Here is a 21,548-nt window from a genome sequence, read left to right as displayed (position 1 = left end):
CGCGCCGTTTCCCGCGGCGCCGTTTCCCGCGGCGGCGGCCCGGCGGGGCGGGTCAGGGCTCGCCGAGGGCGTGCCCGGCCCGGCGCAGCGCGGCGGCCAGCGCCGCCACGGTGGCCGGCTCGTCCAGCACCCCGTCCACCTCGCGCCGCTCCCGGAAGGCGCGCACCCGCTCGGCGTAGGCGTCGCGGGCCGACAGGTGGAAGGCGTAGACGGTGGCGTACCTGCTGACCAGGTGGGCGGGGTGCATGTCCCATCCCTGGTAGAAGCCGTTGGCCAGCGAGTGCCGCACCAGCGCGGCGTGCGCCCGCCACAGGGCGTGCACGTCGGCGGTCGACGTCGAGGCCGGCGCGGCGGCCAGCGACCCGTCCGACAGCTCCACCGCGGTACCGGCCAGCGCCAGCCGGGTGACCTCGCGGGCGTGGTCGCAGGCCGGGTGGTCCAGGCGCTGCTCGGCCGGCGGCAGGCCGCAGGCGGCGGTGTGGTCGAAGACGCCGAAGTGCGCGGCGGCCAGCCGGCCGTCCAGCCCGGCGGCCAGGTCCGGCGAGCGCAGCAGCATCATGACGGTCTGCGGCGCCTCGACCTGCATCTCGAAGCGCAGCGTGCCGGCCGGCAGCCGCAGCCCCTCCTCCAGCCGGGCGAGCCAGCCGGCGAACTGCCGCAGGTAGTCCTCCATGAGCACCTTGGGGAAGGTGATCCGCAGGCCGGCGGGCAGCGTCCCCGCCCGACCGGTCACCTCGGTCAGGAAGCCGTCCAGGGTGCGCAGGCTCCGCTCGGGATCCCCGTCGGCGAACGACCTGACCCGCAGCCCCCAGCGCCGGGGCAGGCCGCCGGCGGCGTGCATCGCGGCGACCTCGCGGGCCGCCGCCACGGCGTGCCGGTCCTCCTCGGCGGCCGGCCGGGCGCCGTACCCGTCCTCGAAGTCGATCCGCAGGTCCTCGACCGGCTCGGCGGCCAGCTTGCGCGCCACCCGCTCCCGCACCCCGGCGGGCAGCGGGCCGAACACCGGCGCCGGGTCGGCCCCGGCGGGCAGATGGGTGTCCAGCAGCTCCAGCGCCGCGTCCCCGTAGGACCGCACGGTGCCGCGGTCGAAGCGGTCGGCCGGGACGTAGACGGTGTGCACCGGCTGCCAGGCCGCCGGGCCGCCGGGGAAGCGCCGGAGCTGCTCGGCGTACGCGGCGGCGAAGCCGGGGACCGGGTGATCGCCGAAGGTGAGCCGCACGTCAGGCCGCGTCCACGATCTCGCGCCACCGGCGCACCCGGTCCACCTCGACCGGCTGCGACCACGACTCGCGCACCGGGCTGCCGACGTGGAAGGCGCGCACGCCGTAGTCGATCAGCGGCGGCACCAGGTGCGGGGCCAGGCCGCCGCCGGCCAGGATGAGCGGCGCGTCCCCGGCCTCGGCACGGGACCGGAGCACCGGCAGGCCGGCCGCGATCCCCGATGGGTGGCCGGAGGTCAGCACGGTGGCGAGGTTGGGCAGCAGGCGCACCGCCCGCCAGGCCGCCTGGACGTCGGCGGCCTGGTCGACGGCGCGGTGGAAGGTCCACGGCAGCGGGGACACCGCGTGGATGAGCGTCTCGGTCGCCGCGAGGTCGACCGCGCCCGCCTCGTCCAGGAAGCCGAAGACGAATCCCGCGGCCCCGGCGTCGGCCAGGGCGCGGGCGTCACGTTCCAGAGCCGCGAGCTCCTCGGGGGTGGCCGTGTAACCCGAATTGGGGCGCAGCATGACCAGTTGCGGCAGCGCGGACTCCTTGGCGATCGCCGCCACCGTCTCCGGCGCCGGGGTGAGCCCACCGGCCGCGGGTTCGGACACGATCTCCAGCCGGTCGGCGCCGCCCTTTTCCGCGGCCACGGCGTCGCGCACGTCGAGAGCGATCACTTCGAGCAGCGATCCCGTCATGGCTCCAGAGGGTATCGGACGGGAGTGTCCGGAGTTGGACCGCTACCAGGTAATGGCCCCTACCTGTCCGGGGTTGGTGGGCTAAGCGGGAAATCTCCCGGACAGGTAGGTAAGTGGACATTTGTAGAGATCACCGAGCGAGCAGCCGGGACCGCCGCCGGTGCCGCACGACCGGCTGGGAGCCCAGGTCGGCGGGCCGCTGGAACAGCGCGCCCGAGGCCCGGTGCGGCAGGTCGACCGTGCGCAGGTGCCGGAATCCCAGCCGGCGGTAGTAGTGCTGCAGGCCCGGATTGTCCTTGGAACAGTCCAGCCGCAGCCAGCGCCGGCCGCTCGCCGCCACCCGCAGCGCCGCCCAGTCCAGCAAGGTCTCGCCGATGCCCTGGCCGGCCAGCGAGCGCTTGACCGCCAGCTTGTGCACGTACAGGCCCAGCTCCGGGTGATCGCCACGCCGCCAGAACTCGGGGTCGGCGTGCTCGTCCACGGTCACCGTGGCGGCCGGGACCCGGACGCCGCCCGCCGCATCGGCCAGGTCCGGCGCGCCCGCCGCGTCGTCCAGGACGTACAGGTCGCCGGCCGCGATCAGCGGCTCGATCCGGGCGGCCGGGAACCCGCCGGCCGGCCACTGGCGGATGCCGCGCTCGTTCAGCCAGCCCGCCGTCTCGGCCAGCAGGGCCAGCACCCCGGGAAGGTCGTCGGGGGTGGCGTTACGGAGCGTGAGGGAACGGGCCTGGTGGATCGCGATGGAGTGCATGGAGGATCCTTTCGTCGCCGCAGGTAGGGGAACGGACACGGAGAGTGTCCAGGAGAGGCGCGCGGCCTTATCAGTGAAGGCCGACGCGAGCGGCGCCCGCCGCCGAGGCGGGGCCGGCGGCGGGGTGAAAGGAGGGGCTCGGGCGGCCGCCGGCCCGGCGGCGTCCGGCCGGCCGGGGCGGGGTGCCCCTGCGGCGGACGGGCGGGCGGGCGGGACGGACACCGGCGCGCGGCTCAGCCCGAGCGCGCGCCGGCGCGCGAGGTCAGCTCAGTTCGAGCTCGTACCTGATGAGGTGCTTGTCGGACGGCAGCACCGACACCGCGACCCGGACCGGGGTGTCCTCGCGGTCGTAGCCGACCCGCACGTAGACCAGGACGGGCGTACCCGGCTCCAGTTGCAGGCGTGAGGACTCCTCGGGGGTCGGCATGCGCGCGGCGATGTCGTCCACCACGCGGATCTGCCGGTGGCCGAGCTCCTCCAGCACGCGGTTGGCCCCCCGGATGATGTCCCCTGGGCGCGCGATCTCCGAGTCGCGGACCAGGGTGTGCGGGAAATAGGAGTCGTTGGTGTTGTACGGCTGGTCGTCGACGTACCGGAGCCGGCGGCGTACCACCGCGACCGCGTGCTCCTCCAGCTCCAGCCGGGCCGCGATCTCCTCCGGCGGCGAGACGATCGACACCTCGATCTCCTGGCCGGGTTTGCGCCCCTCCTTGGTGACGGCCTCGGCGAACGCCTCCCGCCGCGGCACCCCCGGCGCGGCGCTCAGCTCGTCCTGCGGGCGCATGAGCAGGGCCCGCCGGTCGCGGACGAAACTGCCGCGGCGGCGCATCCGGGTGATCAGGCCCTCGTTCTCCAGCTCGGCCAGCGCGAGCCGCACCGTGTTCCGGCTGACCTCATGGCTGTCCATGAGGTCCATCTCCGTGGGCAGCTGGGCGCCCGGCGCGAGCTCACCCGAGTAGATCGCTCTGCGCAGTTCGCCGGCCACCTGCTGGTACAGCGTCGACCGAGCCAAATCTCACCTACGGTTCCGTCCTTTTGTACCTACGAATCTAGACGATCTCGATCTGACAGCAAACAACCCCTTGACCCAAGCGTCTCCACCCCGCATTATCCAAACGTTGGTACAAATCCATCAAAGAGCCGGTGAGAGGTGAGGGCCTGTGCTGGCGGTTCGAGCGGGCACGCCGTATCTGCCCTGGCACGACCCTCGCGAGGCAACGCGTCTACTGCGCTACGCGCTGCATCGGGAGGGGTTCACTCACACCTACCAGAGCAGCGGAAACGGCATGTCCGTGCTGTCGGTCACCACCGAGCTGACCGTCTGGTGCAGGAAAGGGACGTTCGTCTGGGATGAGGACGGCCTGACCGTCACCCACCCGGCGGCGGATCCCGCCGGTGCCGCCCGGCTGCTCAAGCGCCGGCTCCGCGGGCCGGTCGGATCGGAGGACTCCCGCCCAGGAGCACCCGGCTCCGCCGACCGGCACCCCACAGACTCCGTGCGGTAAACGACGTCCAGGACCCCAACCCTCGCCGGGGTCCTGACACGTCGCGCCGGGGCGGAGGATGTCCTGGCGGGTCCCCCACGCCCGCCAGGACACCTCCGTTATCACGTTCCATCCAGATCATGACGACCGTCAAGGCGCCCCGGCGAGCCCGGGCCGCGCCTCCCGGTCCGGCCGGCGGGCCTCCGCAGCCTCCCCACCCGCGCGCCCGCCGGTCTCCGGCCCTTCGCCCCCTCACCTGCGCGTACTCGCCCCGTGGGCGGAACGTGGCCAGGATCACTTCTCGAGGCGGCCGGGAAGGTCTTGACCTCAACCGCCGTTGAAGTCGCATGCTGGTGAAGCCGGACCGAACGCTGACCGGCTTTCCGCGGGGCGGCTCTCGCCACGCGGGCCCCGGGCCGGCAGGTGCCCACCGAGGAGGCGAGGACGTCGATGAGCTCCCACGCGGCGCGGCCGATCGTGTCACCCGGAGCCGCGGCCGCCCAGGGCCGTCCTCCGCGCACCCTCCGGCCGGCCGTCCCCGGGCCGGCGCTCGGCGCCCCGGCCTTCCCGCCGGTGCCGCCCCCGCCGCTGCCGCCGCTGCCCGCCGCGCGCCCGCCGGTGGAGATCGAGCCGCGGCACTTCAAGAACGTGCTCGGCCGCTACGCCACCGGCATCGTCGCGATCACCGCGATCGACCCGGCGGACGGCGCGCCGCGCGCCCTGGTGGCGAACTCCTTCACCTCGGTGTCGCTCGACCCGCCGCTGGTGTCGTTCTGCGTCTCGCGCACCAGCCGGACCTGGCCCCGGCTGCGCGCGGCCGGGCGGCTGTGCGTGAACGTGCTGGCCGAGCACCAGGAGCACGTCAGCCGGGCGCTGGCCTCGCGCGCCGAGGACCGGTTCGCCGGCATCCGCTGGCGGCCCTCCCCGGGCGGGCACCCGCTCATCGAGGACGCCATCGCCTGGATCGACTGCGCCGTGCGGGACGAGCACCCGGCCGGCGACCATGTCATCGTGGTCGCCCGGGTGCTCGCCCTGGAGGCGCACGCCGACCACGGGCCGCTGGTCTACTTCCGCGGGTCGTACGGCCGGCTCGGCGACCGGCCGTGATTCACAGCAGGCCGAGCAGGGCCTCGGTCAGCCGTTCGGCGGCGCCCGGCGTGGTGCTCAGGTAGAGGTACGGCTCGGTCAGCTCCAACTCGATCAGCGCCGGCCGGCCGTCCGGCAGCCGCACCAGGTCCACCCGCGCGTACAGCAGCGGCTCGGGCACCGTGGCGAGCAGCCGGCCGGCCAGCTCCAGCTGTCCCTGGTCCGGCCGCCGTTCCACGGTGCCGGCGTGGTTGGCCGGGCGCTCCCCGCGGGCGAGCATCGCGTTGCGCCGGCGGGCGTGGCTGAACCGGCCGCCCAGGTAGATCAGCGAGAGCTCGCCCTCGGTCTCCACCATGTCGAGATAGGGCTGCACCATCGCCACCCGGCCGGCCGCGGTCAGCGCGGCCGCGTGCGCCTCGGCGGCGGCCCGGTCGGCGGTGCGCACGGTGTCGCGTGCTCCCGCCGAGATCGTGGGCTTCACGACGTACTCGGAGTGGTCGGGAAGTTCCGACGCCGGCTCTCCAGGGTGGCACCAGTGCGTCGGAACGATCGGGAAACCCCGATCGGCCAGATCACGCAGGTAGATCTTGTCGGTGTTCCGCTCCACCACCGTGGCCGGGTTGAGCAGGCGGGTCACCGCCGCCGTCCGGTGCGCCCAGGCCACGAAATCCGCACGGCGCAAGATGTAGTCCCACGGCGAGCGGAGCACCACCGCGTCGAAGCCCGCCCAATCGACCGCCGGGTCGGCCCAATACTCCGCCGTCGCCGACAGCCCGGCCGCCCGCCAGGCGGCGAGCAGGACCTCCCGGTCGTCGTCCGGCCCGTCGTACGACACATAAGCGACCTTCACCGCTTCTCCTCCCATATCCGGCGAAACACCAGAGAGCATCGTACGGGCGGCCGCCGGCTCGCCGATCTTCCCGGCGCCACCCGACCGGGATTCTTCGCTTACCTCCGGCATGGGTAAGAACCCAGCGACGGGGGGTAGTCATGAAATGGATCACGACGGTCGTCGTGTTCACGACGACCACACTCGCGACGCTCCTCACCGGCGGCCCGCCGGTGGCGGGCGACCGTCAGCCGGTCAGCACGGACCAATACCGCATCCTCACCCGCCAGTGCGGGTACGCCGACACCGCGCAGGCCCGCCGGGACTGCCGGGCGGAGGTCGGCCGCAGGTACGTGGTCGGCGCGCGCAGCGACACCCTGGACTGCCGCACCTACGCCGGCATCACCGTCTGCGGCGTGATCAAGCTCGGCGAGGCCGAGAAGAAGTGCCTGCGCACCTCCATGGCGAGCGGCATCACCTACCGCCGCGCCGAAGTCGAGTGCTACGCCCTGGCCTGACCGTGCGGATGCGGATGAGCCCCTCCTGGTGGGTTCGGCTCTTCCCCTGACCGCAAGGGTCAGTCCAGCACCGTCAGCCCCCGGTCCGCGACCAGCGCGGCCGCCTGGGCCCGGCTGATCACCGCGCCCCGCAGCCGGCGCAGGTCGCCGTCGTCGAGCTCGCCCAGGTCGGCGCCGCGCAGGTCGGCACCGGCGAACCGGGCGTCCACCAGCCGGGCCCGGATCAGCCGGCAGCCGGTCAGCACCGCCTTGGTGAAGTCACAGCCGGCCAGGTTCGCCTCGTCGAACCGCACCCCGTCGATCTCCTGGCCCCGGAAACCGCATCCCAACAGGTCGGCCAGCATCAGGTTGCTGCCGGAGATCGTGTAGCCGGTGCCCCGGCAGCCGGACAGCTTGGCCCCGACCAGCCGGCAACCGGTGAACGCGACGTCGGTCAGCAGGGTGTTCGCGAAGTCGGCCCCCGACAGGTCGACGTCGGTGAACACCGCGTCGATCAACTCGGCGTCGCCGAACCGCATCCCGGTGCCGCCACCCCCGGCGAACCGCGCCCCGTCCAGGTCCGCCCGCCGGAAGTCGGCCCGATCGAGCACGCACCCCTCGAACAGCGTCTCCGCCAGGCTCGCCTCGGTCAGGTCCGCCCCGGTGAGATCGCACCCCCGGAACACCAGCGGACCCTCGGGCAGCACGTCGGTCAGCGCCATGCCCGCCAGGTCGGCCCCGGCGACCTCCCGCCCGCCCGCGAAAACCTCCGCCACATCCATCCCGCGATTCAACCACCCACCCCCGACAACCCCGCCCCACCGCCCAGCTTGTCGGGCGTACTTCCCTCTTCACGCACACCAACGACGAACCAGAGGAGCGAACCGCCGCGATCCCGATGGACTCCCCATGTCTCGGCGATCGCGTCCAGCAGGATCATTCCTCTGCCACCTTCCCCGTGTGGATCGTCACGGATGCGCGGTCCGTCCTCGGACCCGCAATCGAGCACTTCGACGTGCACGGCGCCATCGACTCTGCTCAGTGCCAGCGTGACCGGGCCGCCGTCCCGCGAACCGGAGTGGATCACGCTGTTGGTGACCACCTCCGACACCAGCAGGACCACTTCGTCCAGGACGGGATCCGCCGGACCGAGCCGTTCCCGGACGAACGCCCGCGCCGTCGCGACGGACTCCGGGACTCCGATGAGGTCGATCGTCCCGAGCAGCGTTGGCAGCATCTGACCCCTCTTCTCCAGCCGACGACCGGGTGGCACCTGACACGAGCGATCTCAGTGCGATGCTCGGGTCGCCGGAACCACCGGGTACGGGAATGTGAGATCGCCCTACGATCCTGACGGGATGTCGATACGATACGGAGTCATTCGATGACACAGCGCGACCACAGAAGTTGTGTCTCGAAGCACCGAGTTCACGGCCCCATCCGCTCCCGCCCAGGAGGACGAGGTGCCCCGACCGATCGAGTTGCATCCAGAGGCATCACCCCTCGCGCTCTTCGGCTACGAGCTGAGACGCCACCGCCAGGCCGCCCGGCTGACCCAGCGGCAACTGGCCGCCAAGATCGTCTTCTCTACCAGCATGGTCGGCATGGTGGAGCGCGGGCTTCGGCGCCCCGAGAAGGCTTTCGCCCAGAGATGCGACGCGGCCCTGCAACTGGACGGCGTGCTGACCCGGCTGAGCGCCGTCGCCCGGCGAGAGACGGACGCCGAGCACTTCCGTTCCTGGCTGGACATCGAGCAGGAGGCGATCACGCTCCACACCTGGGATCCCCTGTTGATCCCTGGCCTGTTCCAGACGAAGGATTACGCTCGTCGCGTCATGGCGGGCGAGCCCGGCGTCGACGAAGAGTCGGCGGAGCAACTGGTCGACGGGCGGGTACGACGTCTGTCAGTCCTCGCCCGCCCCCAACCCGCCACGATCTTCACATTGATCGATGAGGGGGTACTCCATCGGCCGGTAGGTGGGCCGGCCGGAATGCGCGAGCAACTCGATCACCTTCTGGGCTGGGCACGTCACCCGCTGGTGACCGTCCAGGTCGTCCCGTACTGCGCCGAGTCGACCTGCGGACTGCTCAGCGCGTTCGTCCTGGCGGAACTACATGATTCTCCCTGTGCCGCCTATGTGGACTGCTCACCCCGCGGCCGCACCATAGAAGATCCAGAGACCGTGGCGCAGCTCGTCAAGCGCTATGACGCCATTCGGACCGAAGCCTATCCACGTCACATGTCGTTGAAGGCCATCGAGGAAGCGGCGAGGAAATGGACCTGAACTGCGCACATTGGCGCAAATCACGGCATTCCGGTTCCGACGGCGGCCACTGCGTGGAGGTGGCGACCAACCTGCCCGGCACGGTGCTCCTACGTGACTCCAAGGACCGCACCCGCCCCCCGATCTCCTGCCCGCGAGCGAACTGGCTCCCCTTCCTCAGCGCCGCCCAAGGCGCACACTCGTTCACCGCGTCCGCCGGTCGGTAGAGCCGTCCCGCCGGCCCTCGCGATTCAGTGGCGGCGGCGGGTCGTGGTAAGGGCGAGGGAGGCCAGGGCGGTGGCGGCCAGCAGGAGGATGGCGGCCTCGGTGAGCTGGAAGCGCCAGAAGCGGGACGGCGGGTGGTGGTAGACCGCCAGCCGGTAGCCCTTGCCGAACAGGCACCGCTCGTACGCCCGCCGCGCCTGGTCGGAGCGGCCGGTGTCGGTGCCGCGCGGGCAGGCGCCGGCCGGCGGGGCGGCCGCCTCGGCGCCCGCCGGGGTGACCCAGGTCTGGCGGACCAGGCGGATGTCCTGGCCGGCCAGCGCGTCGTAGTCGGTGGTGACCGCGCGCACCGGCTCGGCGTAATGGTCGCTGGCGTTCAGCAGCACGGGCATGACCAAGGTGACACCGGCCACGACCACGGCCATCGCGGGCAGGGTGCGGCGCAGCACCGCGCCGGCGGCCACGCCGAGTGCGAAGGCGAACACCCACCAGGCGGCGGGGGCGACACCGACCAGATTGAAGGTGCCCAGGTTGCCGAACCCGGAGGCGCCCGCGTCGGCGTACATCACCCGGCGCCACCAGGTGATCACCGCGGACAGGGCGAGCCCGGCCCCGGCCAGCACCGCGGCCAGCAGGCCGAGCTTGGCCAGCAGCCAGCGGCGGGGCGGCACGTCCTGGGTCCAGGCCAGCCGGGTGGTGCCACGCTCGTGCTCGCGGCCGAGCAGCGGCGCCCCCCAGAACGCGCCGACCAGCCCGGGCGCGACCAGCGGCAGCCAGCCGAACAGCTGGTACACCGCGTGGTACCGCTCGGCGAGCGCGGAGTTCACCTCGCCGCAGGAGGCGGCGGGCCCCGGGCAACCGGGCGGCGCGTGCTCGGAGAGGTACCGGACGGCCTGCAGGCCGGAGACCAGCAGCACGCCGCCCAGGACGAGCAGCAGGCCGGCGGTGACGAGCAGTTGGGCGCGGTGCTGCCGCCAGGTCAGCCAGATCATGGTGGCGGGCTTCCTTTCGGTGGGGTGCGGTGGCCGGGCGCTTCCGGCCGGCCGCGGCGCGACGGCGTGGCGAAGGCGGGCCCGGCAGCGGACGCAGGACCGGTCCGGCAGGCGGGTACGCGCCGGTACGGAGAGGTCGAACCGTCAGGCGGCACCGCGATCGGGGGCGGCCCGGGTCACCGGGGTCCGGCCGGACCGGTCGTGGTGTCGGGGGCGCGGAGGTAGGCGAGGACCAGGTCGGGCAGCGACACCGGCCGGGTGGTCCAGCGCGGGCCGGCGAGCGGCGGGCCGCCGCGGACCAGCAGGCTCGCCTGCCGGCCGGCGGTCTCCCGGGCGATCACCGGCACCCGGGCGGCGAGCGCGCCGGCCTCCTCGGCGGGGCCGGTGAGGAGGCGGTGGCCGGCCAGCAGGTCGTCGATGTCGCCGCTGAGCTGGAGCCGCCCGCGATTGACCACGATCAGCCGGTCGCAGGTGCCCTCCAGGTCGGCGACCACGTGCGAGGAGAGCAGGACGGTGAGACCGGCCTCGGCGACCGCCGCCATCAGGGTCCGCATGACGTCGTGCCGGGCCAGCGGGTCGAGGTCGGCCAGCGGCTCGTCCAGCACGAGCAGCCGCGGGCGCCGGGCCAGGGCCAGGGTGAGCGCGACCTGGGTGCGCTGGCCGCCGGACAGCCGGCCCACCCGCCGGTCGAGCGGGATGCCGAGTTCCGCCAGCCGGTGCCGGGCCGGACCCTCGTCCCAGACCCGGTTGAGCACGCGGCCGAGCCGCAGGGTCTCGGCCACGGTGAACCCCTCGTAGAGGGGCTTGTCCTGGGCCAGGAAGGAGGTCTCGTTGCGCCCGGCGGCCCCGCCCTCGGTCCGCACCGCGCCCTCGGTGGGAGCGATCAGGCCGGCGACCAGATGCATGAGCGTCGTCTTGCCCGCGCCGTTCGGCCCGACGAGGCCGGTCACCCGGCCGGCCGGGACCGCCAGCGTGCAGTCGCGCAGCGCCCAGGTGCTCCCGTACCGCCGGCCGAGGCCGGAGGTCTGCAGCGCGACCGGCTCGCCACCCGCCGGGGTGTCCGGCGTGCCGGGCAGGCGCACGACGCGCCCGGCGGTCACGCGGTCTCCTCGCGGGCCGGGCCGGGCAGCACCGAGGCGACCAGCGCCGCCATGTCCTCGTGGTCCAGGCCGGCCGCCCGGCAGTCGGACACCCAGCCGGCGAGCCGCTCCCGCAGCCGGGCCTGCACCGCCGGGGAGGCGCCGCCGAGGCCGCGGCGGACGAACGTCCCCATGCCCGGGCTCGCGGTGACCAGCCCCTCGCGCTCCAGCTCCCGGTAGGCCTTGAGCACGGTGTTGGGGTTGATGGCGAGCTTCGCCACCACCTCGCGGGCGGTGGGCAGCTGGTCGCCCGGCCGCAGCAGGCCGAGGCGGAGGGCGTGCTTCACCTGCTGGACGAGCTGCAGGTACGTCGCCACGCCGGAGCCGCGGTCCAGATGGAAGTCCATCGTCCTCCATCACCCTTTCACTAATCGAGTAGTGAAATAATTATGGTCGATAGCGTGCGCCGTCAAGCCGGGCGGCGGCGAGGTGTCGATCCGGCGGGCCGGCGTTCGTGTAGAGGGTGGAGGGCCCGGCGCCGGCCGGGCCCCGTCACCCGGAGAGGAGATCGCGCGATGAAGCACTACCTGCTCGCCATCCAGCAGCCGGACGGCGGCCCGCCCGCGCCGGAGGTGCTGGAGCCGATCATGCGTGAGGTGACGGCGTTCAACGCCGACGCCCGGGCCGCGGGCGTCTGGGTGTTCGGCGGCGGCCTGCACGAGGCGGACACCGCGACCGTGGTCCGGGTCCGGGACGGCGAGCCGCTGATCACCGACGGCCCCTACACCGAGGGCAAGGAGCACGTCGGCGGGCTGACCATCATCGAGGCACCCGACCTGGACGCCGCGCTGGAGTGGGCGGACAGGCTCGCCCGGGCCACCACCCTGCCGGTCGAGGTGCGCCCGTTCCAGGGCGTTCCCGGCGATCATCTTCCCTAGACGAGTCCGGAGGGCGACCCGCTCGCGGGCGGGCCGGCCCCGCCGGAGACGGCGACCGCCGAGCCGGCACCGGGACGGCCGGCTCGGCGGTCACCGGTCAGCCGACGCGCGGGTAGGCGACCATGGTGTCGGTGGAGTCCTCCCAGAACAGGCCGTATCCCGAGTAGTCCCCGAAGGGGGCCACGATGTAGTCGGCGAGCTCGACCTGCCCGGTGGCGAGGTCGACGGTCACCCGCGGATCGGCCTGCTCGGCGGTCGAGGCGCCGGTACCGAAGGCGACTCCGTCATCGGTCACCCCGGTGAGCAGGACCGGCTTGTCCCGGTCGGTCTCCTCGAAGCAGTGGCCGGTGCCCTTCTCCAGGTCGAAGGCGGTGTAGCCCCGGACCAGGTAACGTCCGCCGGCGGAGCGGAAGAACCCCTTGATCTCGCCCGCCTCCTGATCCGCCGCGCACTCGACCTTGGCGCGCACCTTCGCGGTGGCGGGGTCCAGGACGGCCCAGGTGTCATCGCGCGCGCCCTTGTCGCGCCACGTCGCGACGAGCAGGTCCCCGACCGGGGTGATGAAGGTCTGCTCAGGGCGGCCGGTGGTGAGAGTTCCGCTCCGCCAGGCTCCCGGCACCCAGTAGTGGTGGCGGAAGCCTGACTTGACCGACAGCAGCGGCCCGCGCGAAGTGACCGCAACGGCCTTGGTCGAGCCGAAGCACAGCTTGCACTCACCGGCCGGCGGCTTCATCTTCCTCAGGTCGTACTTCTCGGTCGCGCCGGTGGCCGGATCCACCGTCATCACCACGTCGTCGTCGAACGTCGCCAGCAGGCCGCCGCCGCCGTTGCCGACCGAGCCGTCGCCGTCCAGTTCGAGATGGCGGAGCGGGGCCACGTCGTCGCCGGTGGCCCGGCCGGCGTAGATGTCGATCGTGGTGATCTCCCGGCCCTTGCTGACCACGTCGGCGCCTTCGGCGCCGGAGGCGGTGGCGACCAGGTAGTCCACTCCCTGGACGGAGATCGCGAACGCCGACACGATGCCCGGGCCTTTCAGATCGGCCTTCCATGAGACCTTGCCGCTGGTCACGTCGAGGACGGTGAAGGTGCCGTCGTTGCGGCCGCCTTCCCGGAAGACGGCGACCGCCCCGGAGTGCGGCAGCGGGATCTGAGTTCCCGGCAGATCGGACTCCCAGCCGCGGGAGGTGTCATAGAGGCTCGGTACCGACAGCCGCGTTCTCGGCCCGGTGGGACTTGGAGAGGGGGACGGCGCCGGTGCCGCGGCACCGGTACGGACCTCGGGTGGTGACGCCGCCGGTTCGTTTCCTGGGCCTTCCCCGCATGAAGCGAGCAGACCGGCGGCCACCACGGTTACGAGCACGCGTTTGGGACGCTTCACCCGATTCCTCCGTTCAACGCTGAATATCAGGAGGCTCGGCGGCAGGCGAAATCCGGCCGAGCACACCTGCCCGACAGGCGCCGCACGAGGCCCGAAACCCCGGTCCCGGCCCGGTTCTCGAACGGCTGCCGCCGGTGACGGTAGCAGCAGGCCCTCGGCGCCATGATCTGTTCCACCCTCTTTGGCGCTATCGGTCGTGCTATCTGATGAATTCACGCCGGTAGTAATCCGGCGACCGCCACGTCGAACGTCGACGGACCGGTGATCCGGTCGTTCACCCGCGCTCCGAACACTCCATGCACTCCACGCGCGGCGAAAGAAAGAAGCGGTCTGGAAGTCACGGCCCGGCCCGCCGCCGCACCCGGCGGCACCGGGCTGCGGCGGACGGGCGCCAGGAGTACCATCGTCGGCGCGCGGCGGCGGGCGGACGGCCGGCAGCGGATCCGGCGGGTCCCGGCCGGGCGTTCGGCGGGCTGAACGGCGCCGGCCGTGGCCGGCGACCCGCCCGGCGCCGGGGGCGGGCAGGCGATGGCACGGAGGCCATAATGGGGGGCGTGAAGACGCGGAAGAGCGGCGGCGTCGCGGAGACGGGAGCCGGTCCGCGTGACCCCGGGGCACCCCGGCGGCCGGGCGGCGGGCGGCGGGCCGCCGTGCCGGGGCCGGCGTCCGAGCGGCGCGACCACCTGGTCCGGCTGGCCGCCGACCTCTTCGCGCGCAAAGGTTTCCAGGCCACCACGGTGCGGCAGATCGCCGACGAGGCGGGCATCCTGTCCGGCAGCCTCTACCACCACTTCGACTCCAAGGAGTCGATCGTCGACGAGGTGCTCTCGACCTTCCTCGACGACCTCATCGGGCGCTACCGCGCGGCGCTGGACCGGCAGGACGACGCGCGCACCACGCTGGCCGCCATGGTCCGCATCGGGTTCGGCGTCCTGGAACCGCACCGCGCGGCCATCACCGTGATGCAGAACGACTGGAACTACCTGTGCTCGCTGCCCGGCGACCGCTTCGCCTACCTGGTCCAGGCCGAGGACGAGGTCGAGCGCATCTGGGTGGAGCAGATCAGGCGAGGGCAGGCCGAGGGCCAGGTCCGCCCGGACGTCGACCCCAAGCTCACCTACCGCATGATCCGCGACACCATCTGGGTGAGCGTCCGGTGGTTCCGGCCCGACGGGCGGCTGGACACCGCCGGGCTCGCCGAGCACTACATCACGGTGCTCTTCGACGGCCTGGCGACCGGAGATCGGGCCAGCCGGCAGCCATGACCCCGCTGCACCAGGCCGTGCGGGCGGCACTGGCCGAGGTGGCCGACCCGGCCAAGGCCCCCGCCATGCAGGCGTACATGAAGTCGTCGATGCCGTTCCTCGGCGTGCGGGCGATGCCCCGGCGGGCCGCGCTGCGCAGGGTGCTCGCCGAGCACCGCATCGGCACGGCGCCGGCGTGGCGCCGCGCGGTGCTCGCGCTGTGGCGGGACGCCGAGTACCGCGAGGAGCGGTACGCCGCGATGGAGCTGTCGGCGTTCCGCTACTACCGGGACTTCCAGACCCTCTACACCGTGCCGATGTACGAGGAGATGATCGTCACCGGCGCCTGGTGGGACTACGTCGACGATCTGGCGGTCAACCGGGTCGGCGCGCTGCTGCGGGCCTTCCCCGACACGATGCGCCCGCTGATGCTTGAGTGGGCCGGCGACGCCGACCTGTGGCGGCGGCGCGCCGCGATCCTCTGCCAGAACTCCTTCATGGGCCGCACCGACGCCGGGCTGCTGTACGCGTGCATCGAGCCGAGCCTGTCGGACACCGACTTCTTCGCCCGCAAGGCGATCGGCTGGGCGCTGCGCGAGTACGCCAGGACCGCGCCGCAGGAGGTCGTCCGGTATGTGGACCACAAGGGCATCACCGGCCTCAGCCGCCGGGAGGCGCTGAAGAACCTTCCGGTCTCCTGACCGGGACCGCCGGTCCGCCCTGACCGCATGATCGCGGGCATGGAAAACCGGCTGCCGGAGCAGGTCACCCCTCGGTACCGTCCCGGCATGCGAGAGCGTCCGGAGGATTTCGACGAGGCGGCGCTGCCGCGCGTGCTGGCCGCCGAGTGGGGGGTCGCCGCCGTCTCGGTGGCGCACACCCCGGCCGGCTTCGGCGACCACCACTGGACCGCGGCCGACGAAGGCGGCCGCCGATGGTTCCTCACGGTCGCCGACCTGCCGCGCAAGGGCTACCTGGGCTCCGGCGCGGACGCCGCGTACCGGGGGCTGACCCGGGCCATGGACACCGCCTGGTCGCTGGCGAACGAGGCCGGGCTGGACTTCGCGGTGGCCCCGCTGCGCACCGGCCACGGCCGCACGGTGCATCGGCTCGGCGACCGCTACGCGCTCAGCGTGTTCCCGTTCGTGGACGCCCCGGCCGGCGACTTCGGCGAGACGCTCTCCCCGGCCGATCGAGGCGCCGTCCTGGACCTGCTCGCCGCGCTGCACCGGGCGGCGCCCCCGGAGGGCGTACCGGTCGCCGCGACGGTTCCGGCGTCCCGCGCCGCACTGGCCGAGGCGGTGCGCGCGACGGGCCGCCCGTGGCAGGGCGGCCCGTTCGCCGAGCCGGCCCGTGCCCTCCTCGCCGAGCAGTGGCCCGCGCTGCGCGGGCGGCTCGCCGAGTTCGACCGCCGGGCCGGGGAGCTCGCCGGAGCGGGCCCCGGCCCGGTGGTCACGCACGGCGAGCCTCATCCGGGCAACGTGCTGCGCACCGGCGGGCGGCCGCTGCTCATCGACTGGGACACCGTCGGGCTGGCGGTGCCCGAGCGCGATCTGTGGCTGGTGGCCGAGACCGCCGAGGACCTGGCGCGGTACGCCGACGCGGCCGGCCGGGTCCCGGACGCCGGCGCCCTGGAGTTCTACCGGCTGCGCTGGACGCTGGACGATGTGGCCGCGTTTCTCGCCGACTTCCGCGCGCCGCACGCTCGGACGAGGGACACCGAGTTCGCCTGGACGTGCCTGACGGGCACGCTGGCCTCGCTTACCGGGATCGCCATCCGGTAAGAGCGGTTTCGGAGCGCCGCATGCCGCTCCGGTGTCCTATGGCGGACATGATCAAATATTTCATTGCTTTCAGTTATATTCATGGAGAGAGTGTGGTGATCGCGGCAGGTGACGTCTCCGGTGTGAGAGGGGCATGGATGAGCGAGCCCGAGAACGTTCCCCCCGGGGTGGACACTCGGACGCCCAGCGTGGCCCGGATGTACGACTACTACCTCGGCGGGAAGGACAACTTCGCGGTCGACCGCGAGTCCGCCGACAAGGTGCTGCGGCTCTTCCCCGAGGTCCGGCAGGTCGCCCAGGAGAACCGCGCCTTCCTCGGCCGGGCGGTCCGGATGCTCGCCGAGGCCGGGATGGACCAGTTCCTCGACATCGGCACCGGGCTGCCGACCCGGGAGAACGTCCACCAGGTGGCACTGGCCGCCCATCCGGACGCCCGGGTGGTGTACGTCGACAACGACCCCATCGTGCTGGCGCACGCCCGCGCCCTGCTGGCCGACAACCCGCGGACGGTCGTCATCGAAGGCGACCTGCGCGACCCCAAGGCGATCATGGAGCATCCGACGGTGCGCGGCCACCTCGACACCACCCGGCCGTACGCCGTGATCCTTTGCGCCATCGTGCACTTCATCGCCGACGACCAGGAGGCGGCCGGCATCGTCGCGCAGCTGCGCGACGGGCTGCCCACCGGCGGCGCCCTGGTGCTCTCGCACGCCTTCCCCGGTGACGTCCCCGAGGAAGGGGTGGGCGAGCTGAGCGACGTGTACCGGCGCACCAGGGACTCGCTCGCGCTGCGCGACCGGCGGGCGATCGAGGGGTTCTTCTCCGGGCTGGAGCTGGTGGAGCCGGGGGTGGTGCACGTCGGCGCCTGGCGTCCGGAGGTCGCGCCGGCCGGCGACCCGTCGACCGGCGGCCTGCTCGGCGGCGTGGGCCTGGTTCCGGCCGGCCCTGCCTGATCGAATTATTGGATAGTGACGTTATCCAGTAGGATCGCGCCATGCGGATATCCCAGCTCAGCGCGGCCTCGGGCGTGCCGATCCCCACGATCAAGTACTACCTGCGGGAAGGGCTGCTGCAGCCCGGCGAGCAGACCGCCGCCACCCGGGCCGAGTACGGCGAGGCCCACCTTCGCCGGCTGCGGCTCATCCGCGCGCTGCTGGAGGTCGGCCGCGTGCCGGTCACCGCGATCAGGCAGATCATCGCCGCGGTGGAGGACGAGACCATGCCGGTGCACGAGATGCTCGGCACGGCCCACTACGCGCTGGCCACGCCGGTCGAGGCGGCCGCGGACGACGACCGGCACCGGGAGGCGCTGGCCCTGGTCGACGCGCTCATCGGCGAGCTGGGCTGGCAGGTGACCCCGGAGGCGCCCACCCGGGCCGAGCTGGCCCAGGTGCTGGTACGGCTGGACCGGCTCGGCCGGCCGGCGTCGGTCGAGAAGCTGCGCCCCTACGCCGAGCACGTCGCCCGGTTCGCGCGCGAGCGCGAGATGGACTCGGTGTCCGGGCCCCGGGAGGCGGCGGTGGAGTCGCTGGTGGTGGGCACGGTGCTGTACGGCAAGGTGCTGGACGTGCTGCGCCGGATCGCCCATGAGAGCGAATCCGCCCGCAGGCACACCTCCGGTCACCCCGCCGCGCCGGCCGGCTGACCGGCCCCACCGCCGGCCGCCGACCGCGCCGGCCGCCGCCGGGCCGCGAAGCGCCGCGGACCGCCGGCCGCCGCGCCCGCGCCGCTGACCGGCGCGCGGCCCTGTCAGGCGGGGCCCTGTCAGCGCCGGACCCTGTCAAACGCCGGGCCCTATCAGGCGGCCGCCAGGTGGGCGGCCGAGCCGGCGAGCGCGGCGAGGGCGGCCGGCAGCCCCGGGTGGCACAGCCGTCCGTCCCGCTTGACGACCCGGCCGGCGACGATCACCGTGTCGACCGCGCGGGTGTCGGCGGAGAGCACGACGGCGCCGATCGGGTCGTGCGCCGGCGTCTGGCCGAGGCCGTCCATCCGCAGCACCACCAGGTCGGCCTGCCGGCCTGGGCGCAGCGAGCCGGTGACATCCGCCAGGCCGGCCGCCTCGGCGCCCTCGATCGTGGCCATCCGCAGCGCGTCACGGGTCGTGAAGCCGGCCCCGGCCCGCTCCGGGCGGGCCCGTTCCAGCGTGTACGCGGCCCGCATCAGGCTGAACATGTCCCCGGGCCCCGCGGTGACGGTGTCCGCGCCGAGGCCGGTGGGCACGCCGCGCGCCCGCGCCCGCCCGGTGGCCGGGTGACCGATGCCGAGTTCCGCCTCGATCAGCGGGGACACCGACGCCGATCCGCCGCTGCCGGCGATCCGGCCGAGCGCGTCGCCGGTGTAGAAGTTGGGGTGCACGTAGGTCGTGCGCGGGCCGAGCAGGCCGTGCCGGGCGAGCAGGCCGAGTCCCCGTTCGGCGCTCTCGGCCCCGTGCCCGCCCATGTGCACGGTGATCGGCAGGTCGAGGTCGCGGGCGAGCCGCCACTCGGCCACGGCCCGCTCCTCGCCGGCGATCTCCGGGCCGAGCGCCGCCATGGCCATCGACATCAGCGGGTCCGGCGCGCCGAAGTGCTCCCGGCGGACCCGGCGCCCCTCCGCCGCCAGGGCCGCCAGGTCGCCGTCCGCGCCGTAGCAGTAACCGAAGACCGTCCGGATCCCGGCCTCGCGCAGCGCGCCCACCACGGCGGCGGTGTGCTCGGGGGTGCGGTGGATGTGCGACCAGTCGACCAGCGTGGTGATCCCGGCGTCCAGGCACTCCAGCGCGCCGGCCAGCGTGCCCGCGTAGGCGTCCTGCGGCCGGTGGCGGGGGGCGAGCTCGCCGAGCACGCGCCGCAGGTATCCCGGGAAGTCGATGTCCGGGGCGATCGCCCGGATCCCCGCCTGCCAGGTGTGCCGGTGGGTGTCGACGAAGCCGGGGAGCACCAGCCGGCCGGTCACGTCGATGACCTCGGTGCCCGGTGGCGCCGCCGGCCGGTCGTCGCCGGCGGGGATCACGGCGGCGATGGCGCCGTTCTCCACCAGCAGGTCACCCGGGCCGAGAACGGCCGGGTACGGATCGGTGTCGATGAGGAGCCCGCCGCGCAGCAGGAGAGGGGATGCGGTTGCCATGAGCCGATAACTTACTAGAAAGCTTTACGAAAAGACAAATGCGCACCGGTAACCTGAGGGCGTGCAGCAGGACGGACAGGCGGGCCGCGACGAGGTCGACGCGCTGGTGCCCGGGTGGGCCGGCCTACCCGCCGGGCTGGTCGCCGGCCTGGAACTGAGCAAGCGCGTCTCCCGGATCGGCGGCCTGTTCGAACGGGAGACCCGCGCCGAACTGGCCGACCTCGGGCTCACCTACGCCGAATTCGACGTGCTCGCCGCGCTACGCCGGGCAGGAGCGCCGTACCGGCTGCGGCCCAGCGAGCTGACCCGGTCGCTGTTCCTCACCTCGGGAGGCACCAGCAACGTCCTGCACCGGCTGGCCAAGGCCGGTTATGTGGAGCGGGCGGCCAACACCGCCGACGGCCGCAGCCGCTGGGTGCGGCTGACCGAAGACGGGCTGCGCGTCACCGAGACGGCGCTGGCCGCCTCCGGCCGCGCGCACGCCGCCGCGATGGCCGGCGTCCCCGACGACGTCGTCCGGCGGGCCGCCGACGCGCTGCGCGAGGTGCTGCTCGCCGCCGGCCGGCCCCGCCCGCGCTGACCCATCCCACCCCCGAAGGGCCGGTAGATGATCACCCAGGGCCACTGCGACCCCCGGTTCGCCCGCGTGCGCGAGGTCTTCGAGCGCCAGTTCGCCGACGGCCGCCAGCTGGGCGCCTCCTTCGCCGTCCACCTGCATGGCGAACCGGTGGTCGACCTGTGGGGCGGCGTCGCCGACCGGCACACCGGCCGGCCCTGGGAGCGCGGCACCCCCGCGCTCGCGTACTCCTGCACCAAGGCGGTCACCGCGACCGTGCTGCTCATGCTCATCGAGGACGGGCTCGCCGACCCGCACGCCCCGGTCGCCGGGATATGGCCGGAGTTCGCGGCGCGCGGCAAGGACCGCGTCACCCTGGAACAGGTGCTCAGCCACCAGGCCGGCCTGCCGGCCATCGAGGATCCCGTGCCGGTCGAGGAGTACGAGGACCAGCCGGCCATCGCAGCCCGGCTGGCCGCCCAGGCGCCACTGTGGGAGCCGGGCACCGCGCACGGCTACCACGCGCTCAGCTTCGGCTTCCTGGCCGGCGAGATCGTGCGCCGGCTGACCGGCGGCGGCGTCGGCGAGTTCGTCGCCGGCCGGATCGCCGGACCACGCGACCTGGAACTGTGGGTCGGCGCCCCGGACGACGTCGCCGCGCGCGCCGCCCTACTGTCGGCCGGCGACCGCTCCGGCGGCCGCACCCCGCCCGCCGAGCCCGCGCCACGCAAGGACGGGCCGGGAGGCGGCACCCCGCCCGCGGACCTGGCGCGGGCGCTGTTCGCCGCCATGACCGACCCGGGCAGCCTGATGAACCGGGCCACCGGCAACCCGAGCCTGGCCCGGCTGAAGGGCGGCGGCAACCACCCCCTGGCGCTGCGGGCCGGCTGGCCCGCCATGGGCCTCGTCACCACCGCCCGCGGCCTCGCCGGCTTCTACCGCGACCTGATCGGGGGCGTCCTGGTGCCGGAGAAGACGCTGGCGGAGGCCCTGCGCCCCCGCGTCGCCGGCCCCGACCGGGTGCTGCTCATCGACAGTTCCTTCGCCCTCGGCTACCTGCGCCCGTCCGCGATGTTCCCGGCCCCGCCCGCGGGCGCCGCGACCGCCTTCGGCCACACCGGGCTCGGCGGCTCGCTCGGCCTCGGCGACCCGCGGCACGGCCTGGCGATGGCCCACGTCATGAACCGGATGGCCCGCGGCGCCGCCGGCGACCTGCGCGCCTACGAACTGGCCGACGCCGTTTACGGCTGTGTTCAATGACGGGGAAGCGGCCGGGGCGTGCGGCTCGGCAGGACGGATGGACGGCCGATCAAGCGACCGACCCCCGGGGCGGGTGAGCGGCCGGTCAAGCTACAGACCCCCGGGGTGGGTGAGCGGTGGGGAGTCGGCTCATGCGCGCAGTGTTTTTTGGCGCGCGCTCCGCGCGCGCTGCGTTCGG

25 protein-coding genes are annotated in these 21,548 nt (G+C 73.6%); 13 read left to right on the top strand and 12 right to left on the bottom strand.

Annotation, left to right across the window (positions count from 1 at the left end):
* Positions 1-52: 52 nt before the first annotated feature.
* The 4 genes from Sru01_RS15985 to Sru01_RS15970 form a co-directional block, all read right to left on the bottom strand.
* On the bottom strand, positions 53-1,219 hold the full coding sequence (locus Sru01_RS15985) for a DUF6986 family protein (RefSeq protein ID WP_203985390.1): 1,167 nt from the start codon (positions 1,217-1,219) through the stop codon (positions 53-55).
* 1 nt (position 1,220) lies between these two features.
* On the bottom strand, positions 1,221-1,901 hold the full coding sequence (locus Sru01_RS15980) for a copper homeostasis protein CutC (RefSeq protein WP_203985388.1): 681 nt from the start codon (positions 1,899-1,901) through the stop codon (positions 1,221-1,223).
* Positions 1,902-2,031: 130 nt separating this feature from the next.
* Positions 2,032-2,652, bottom strand: coding sequence for a GNAT family N-acetyltransferase (locus Sru01_RS15975; RefSeq protein WP_203985386.1), 621 nt, complete (start codon positions 2,650-2,652; stop codon positions 2,032-2,034).
* A gap of 262 nt (positions 2,653-2,914) precedes the next feature.
* Entirely contained in the window at positions 2,915-3,664 is a 750-nt protein-coding gene (locus Sru01_RS15970) for a GntR family transcriptional regulator (RefSeq protein ID WP_203985384.1), read from the bottom strand.
* 148 nt (positions 3,665-3,812) lie between these two features.
* On the opposite strand from Sru01_RS15970, the gene Sru01_RS15965 reads away from it, so the two are divergent.
* Positions 3,813-4,157, top strand: coding sequence for a hypothetical protein (locus Sru01_RS15965; protein ID WP_203985382.1), 345 nt, complete (start codon positions 3,813-3,815; stop codon positions 4,155-4,157).
* Between the two features lie 429 nt (positions 4,158-4,586).
* Positions 4,587-5,243 carry a flavin reductase family protein gene (locus Sru01_RS15960; protein WP_203985381.1) on the top strand — a complete coding sequence of 219 codons (657 nt, stop codon included), beginning with the start codon at positions 4,587-4,589 and terminating at the stop codon, positions 5,241-5,243.
* Position 5,244: 1 nt separating this feature from the next.
* Here the strand turns inward: Sru01_RS15960 and Sru01_RS15955 are convergent, their stop codons facing one another.
* On the bottom strand, positions 5,245-6,072 hold the full coding sequence (locus tag Sru01_RS15955) for an ATP-grasp domain-containing protein (protein WP_239137470.1): 828 nt from the start codon (positions 6,070-6,072) through the stop codon (positions 5,245-5,247).
* Positions 6,073-6,212: 140 nt separating this feature from the next.
* Here Sru01_RS15955 and Sru01_RS15950 point away from each other — a divergent pair, with 140 nt between their 5' ends.
* Positions 6,213-6,569, top strand: coding sequence for a hypothetical protein (locus tag Sru01_RS15950; RefSeq protein ID WP_203985377.1), 357 nt, complete (start codon positions 6,213-6,215; stop codon positions 6,567-6,569).
* A gap of 59 nt (positions 6,570-6,628) precedes the next feature.
* Here Sru01_RS15950 and Sru01_RS15945 read toward each other — a convergent pair whose 3' ends face one another.
* Positions 6,629-7,330 (bottom strand): pentapeptide repeat-containing protein, encoded by a 702-nt coding sequence (locus tag Sru01_RS15945; RefSeq protein ID WP_203985375.1) that lies wholly within the window; start codon positions 7,328-7,330, stop codon positions 6,629-6,631.
* An 8-nt stretch (positions 7,331-7,338) separates the two neighbouring features.
* Positions 7,339-7,785: an ATP-binding protein gene (locus Sru01_RS15940; protein WP_203985374.1), complete on the bottom strand. Its 447-nt coding sequence runs from the start codon at positions 7,783-7,785 to the stop codon at positions 7,339-7,341.
* Positions 7,786-8,011: 226 nt separating this feature from the next.
* Here Sru01_RS15940 and Sru01_RS15935 point away from each other — a divergent pair, with 226 nt between their 5' ends.
* A complete protein-coding gene (locus Sru01_RS15935) occupies positions 8,012-8,833 on the top strand; it encodes a helix-turn-helix domain-containing protein (protein ID WP_203985372.1) in 822 nt (273 codons plus the stop codon).
* Complete coding sequence (locus tag Sru01_RS15930; protein ID WP_203985370.1) at positions 8,824-9,039, top strand: DUF397 domain-containing protein; 216 nt, start codon at positions 8,824-8,826, stop codon at positions 9,037-9,039. Before Sru01_RS15935 ends, Sru01_RS15930 begins: the two co-directional genes overlap by 10 nt.
* A 24-nt stretch (positions 9,040-9,063) precedes the next feature.
* On the opposite strand, the gene Sru01_RS15925 is transcribed toward Sru01_RS15930, so the two are convergent.
* The 3 genes from Sru01_RS15925 to Sru01_RS15915 form a co-directional block, all read right to left on the bottom strand.
* A complete protein-coding gene (locus tag Sru01_RS15925; protein ID WP_203985369.1) occupies positions 9,064-10,026 on the bottom strand; it encodes an ABC-2 membrane transporter-related protein in 963 nt (320 codons plus the stop codon).
* Between the two features lie 176 nt (positions 10,027-10,202).
* Complete coding sequence (locus tag Sru01_RS15920; RefSeq protein ID WP_239137469.1) at positions 10,203-11,126, bottom strand: ABC transporter ATP-binding protein; 924 nt, start codon at positions 11,124-11,126, stop codon at positions 10,203-10,205.
* A complete protein-coding gene (locus Sru01_RS15915; RefSeq protein WP_203985367.1) occupies positions 11,123-11,512 on the bottom strand; it encodes a GntR family transcriptional regulator in 390 nt (129 codons plus the stop codon). Before Sru01_RS15915 ends, Sru01_RS15920 begins: the two co-directional genes overlap by 4 nt.
* Positions 11,513-11,680: 168 nt before the next feature.
* Here Sru01_RS15915 and Sru01_RS15910 point away from each other — a divergent pair, with 168 nt between their 5' ends.
* Positions 11,681-12,043, top strand: coding sequence for a YciI family protein (locus Sru01_RS15910; RefSeq protein ID WP_203985365.1), 363 nt, complete (start codon positions 11,681-11,683; stop codon positions 12,041-12,043).
* A gap of 97 nt (positions 12,044-12,140) precedes the next feature.
* Here the strand turns inward: Sru01_RS15910 and Sru01_RS15905 are convergent, their stop codons facing one another.
* Positions 12,141-13,421 (bottom strand): hypothetical protein, encoded by a 1,281-nt coding sequence (locus Sru01_RS15905; protein ID WP_203985363.1) that lies wholly within the window; start codon positions 13,419-13,421, stop codon positions 12,141-12,143.
* 554 nt (positions 13,422-13,975) lie between these two features.
* On the opposite strand from Sru01_RS15905, the gene Sru01_RS15900 reads away from it, so the two are divergent.
* The 5 genes from Sru01_RS15900 (at position 13,976) to Sru01_RS15880 (ending at position 18,094) form a co-directional block, all read left to right on the top strand.
* Positions 13,976-14,686 (top strand): TetR/AcrR family transcriptional regulator, encoded by a 711-nt coding sequence (locus Sru01_RS15900; protein WP_373869520.1) that lies wholly within the window; start codon positions 13,976-13,978, stop codon positions 14,684-14,686.
* A complete protein-coding gene (locus Sru01_RS15895) occupies positions 14,683-15,366 on the top strand; it encodes a DNA alkylation repair protein (protein WP_203985361.1) in 684 nt (227 codons plus the stop codon). The genes Sru01_RS15900 and Sru01_RS15895 overlap by 4 nt, the downstream gene beginning before the upstream one ends.
* Positions 15,367-15,453: 87 nt before the next feature.
* Entirely contained in the window at positions 15,454-16,449 is a 996-nt protein-coding gene (locus Sru01_RS15890) for a phosphotransferase (RefSeq protein ID WP_203985360.1), read from the top strand.
* 137 nt (positions 16,450-16,586) lie between these two features.
* Entirely contained in the window at positions 16,587-17,402 is an 816-nt protein-coding gene (locus tag Sru01_RS15885) for an SAM-dependent methyltransferase (RefSeq protein ID WP_203985359.1), read from the top strand.
* Between the two features lie 41 nt (positions 17,403-17,443).
* Positions 17,444-18,094: a MerR family transcriptional regulator gene (locus tag Sru01_RS15880; protein ID WP_203985358.1), complete on the top strand. Its 651-nt coding sequence runs from the start codon at positions 17,444-17,446 to the stop codon at positions 18,092-18,094.
* A 152-nt stretch (positions 18,095-18,246) separates the two neighbouring features.
* Here Sru01_RS15880 and Sru01_RS15875 read toward each other — a convergent pair whose 3' ends face one another.
* A complete protein-coding gene (locus Sru01_RS15875; RefSeq protein WP_203985356.1) occupies positions 18,247-19,554 on the bottom strand; it encodes an amidohydrolase family protein in 1,308 nt (435 codons plus the stop codon).
* A gap of 61 nt (positions 19,555-19,615) precedes the next feature.
* On the opposite strand from Sru01_RS15875, the gene Sru01_RS15870 reads away from it, so the two are divergent.
* Both Sru01_RS15870 and Sru01_RS15865 read left to right on the top strand, forming a co-directional pair.
* Positions 19,616-20,134: a MarR family winged helix-turn-helix transcriptional regulator gene (locus Sru01_RS15870; protein WP_203985355.1), complete on the top strand. Its 519-nt coding sequence runs from the start codon at positions 19,616-19,618 to the stop codon at positions 20,132-20,134.
* A gap of 27 nt (positions 20,135-20,161) precedes the next feature.
* On the top strand, positions 20,162-21,370 hold the full coding sequence (locus Sru01_RS15865; RefSeq protein WP_203985354.1) for a serine hydrolase domain-containing protein: 1,209 nt from the start codon (positions 20,162-20,164) through the stop codon (positions 21,368-21,370).
* Positions 21,371-21,548 lie beyond the last annotated feature (178 nt).

The sequence above is a fragment of the Sphaerisporangium rufum genome (assembly GCF_016863395.1).
In the GTDB taxonomy this organism is placed as follows: domain Bacteria; phylum Actinomycetota; class Actinomycetes; order Streptosporangiales; family Streptosporangiaceae; genus Sphaerisporangium; species Sphaerisporangium rufum.
The sequence above is the reverse complement of the archived record's forward strand: the minus strand, read 5'-3'. Positions and strand labels throughout refer to the sequence as shown.

What these genes read in the sequence shown, in the direction of transcription:
- Sru01_RS15880 (WP_203985358.1), top strand. Translation starts at nt 17,444, where the DNA reads ATGCGGATATCCCAGCTCAGCGCGGCCTCGGGCGTGCCGATCCCCACG.
- Sru01_RS15980 (WP_203985388.1), bottom strand. Translation starts at nt 1,901, where the DNA reads ATGACGGGATCGCTGCTCGAAGTGATCGCTCTCGACGTGCGCGACGCC.
- Sru01_RS15915 (WP_203985367.1), bottom strand. Translation starts at nt 11,512, where the DNA reads ATGGACTTCCATCTGGACCGCGGCTCCGGCGTGGCGACGTACCTGCAG.
- Sru01_RS15875 (WP_203985356.1), bottom strand. Translation starts at nt 19,554, where the DNA reads ATGGCAACCGCATCCCCTCTCCTGCTGCGCGGCGGGCTCCTCATCGAC.
- Sru01_RS15975 (WP_203985386.1), bottom strand. Translation starts at nt 2,652, where the DNA reads ATGCACTCCATCGCGATCCACCAGGCCCGTTCCCTCACGCTCCGTAAC.
- Sru01_RS15895 (WP_203985361.1), top strand. Translation starts at nt 14,683, where the DNA reads ATGACCCCGCTGCACCAGGCCGTGCGGGCGGCACTGGCCGAGGTGGCC.
- Sru01_RS15890 (WP_203985360.1), top strand. Translation starts at nt 15,454, where the DNA reads ATGCGAGAGCGTCCGGAGGATTTCGACGAGGCGGCGCTGCCGCGCGTG.
- Sru01_RS15885 (WP_203985359.1), top strand. Translation starts at nt 16,587, where the DNA reads ATGAGCGAGCCCGAGAACGTTCCCCCCGGGGTGGACACTCGGACGCCC.
- Sru01_RS15865 (WP_203985354.1), top strand. Translation starts at nt 20,162, where the DNA reads ATGATCACCCAGGGCCACTGCGACCCCCGGTTCGCCCGCGTGCGCGAG.
- Sru01_RS15940 (WP_203985374.1), bottom strand. Translation starts at nt 7,785, where the DNA reads ATGCTGCCAACGCTGCTCGGGACGATCGACCTCATCGGAGTCCCGGAG.
- Sru01_RS15960 (WP_203985381.1), top strand. Translation starts at nt 4,587, where the DNA reads ATGAGCTCCCACGCGGCGCGGCCGATCGTGTCACCCGGAGCCGCGGCC.
- Sru01_RS15950 (WP_203985377.1), top strand. Translation starts at nt 6,213, where the DNA reads ATGAAATGGATCACGACGGTCGTCGTGTTCACGACGACCACACTCGCG.
- Sru01_RS15910 (WP_203985365.1), top strand. Translation starts at nt 11,681, where the DNA reads ATGAAGCACTACCTGCTCGCCATCCAGCAGCCGGACGGCGGCCCGCCC.
- Sru01_RS15945 (WP_203985375.1), bottom strand. Translation starts at nt 7,330, where the DNA reads ATGGATGTGGCGGAGGTTTTCGCGGGCGGGCGGGAGGTCGCCGGGGCC.
- Sru01_RS15925 (WP_203985369.1), bottom strand. Translation starts at nt 10,026, where the DNA reads ATGATCTGGCTGACCTGGCGGCAGCACCGCGCCCAACTGCTCGTCACC.
- Sru01_RS15930 (WP_203985370.1), top strand. Translation starts at nt 8,824, where the DNA reads ATGGACCTGAACTGCGCACATTGGCGCAAATCACGGCATTCCGGTTCC.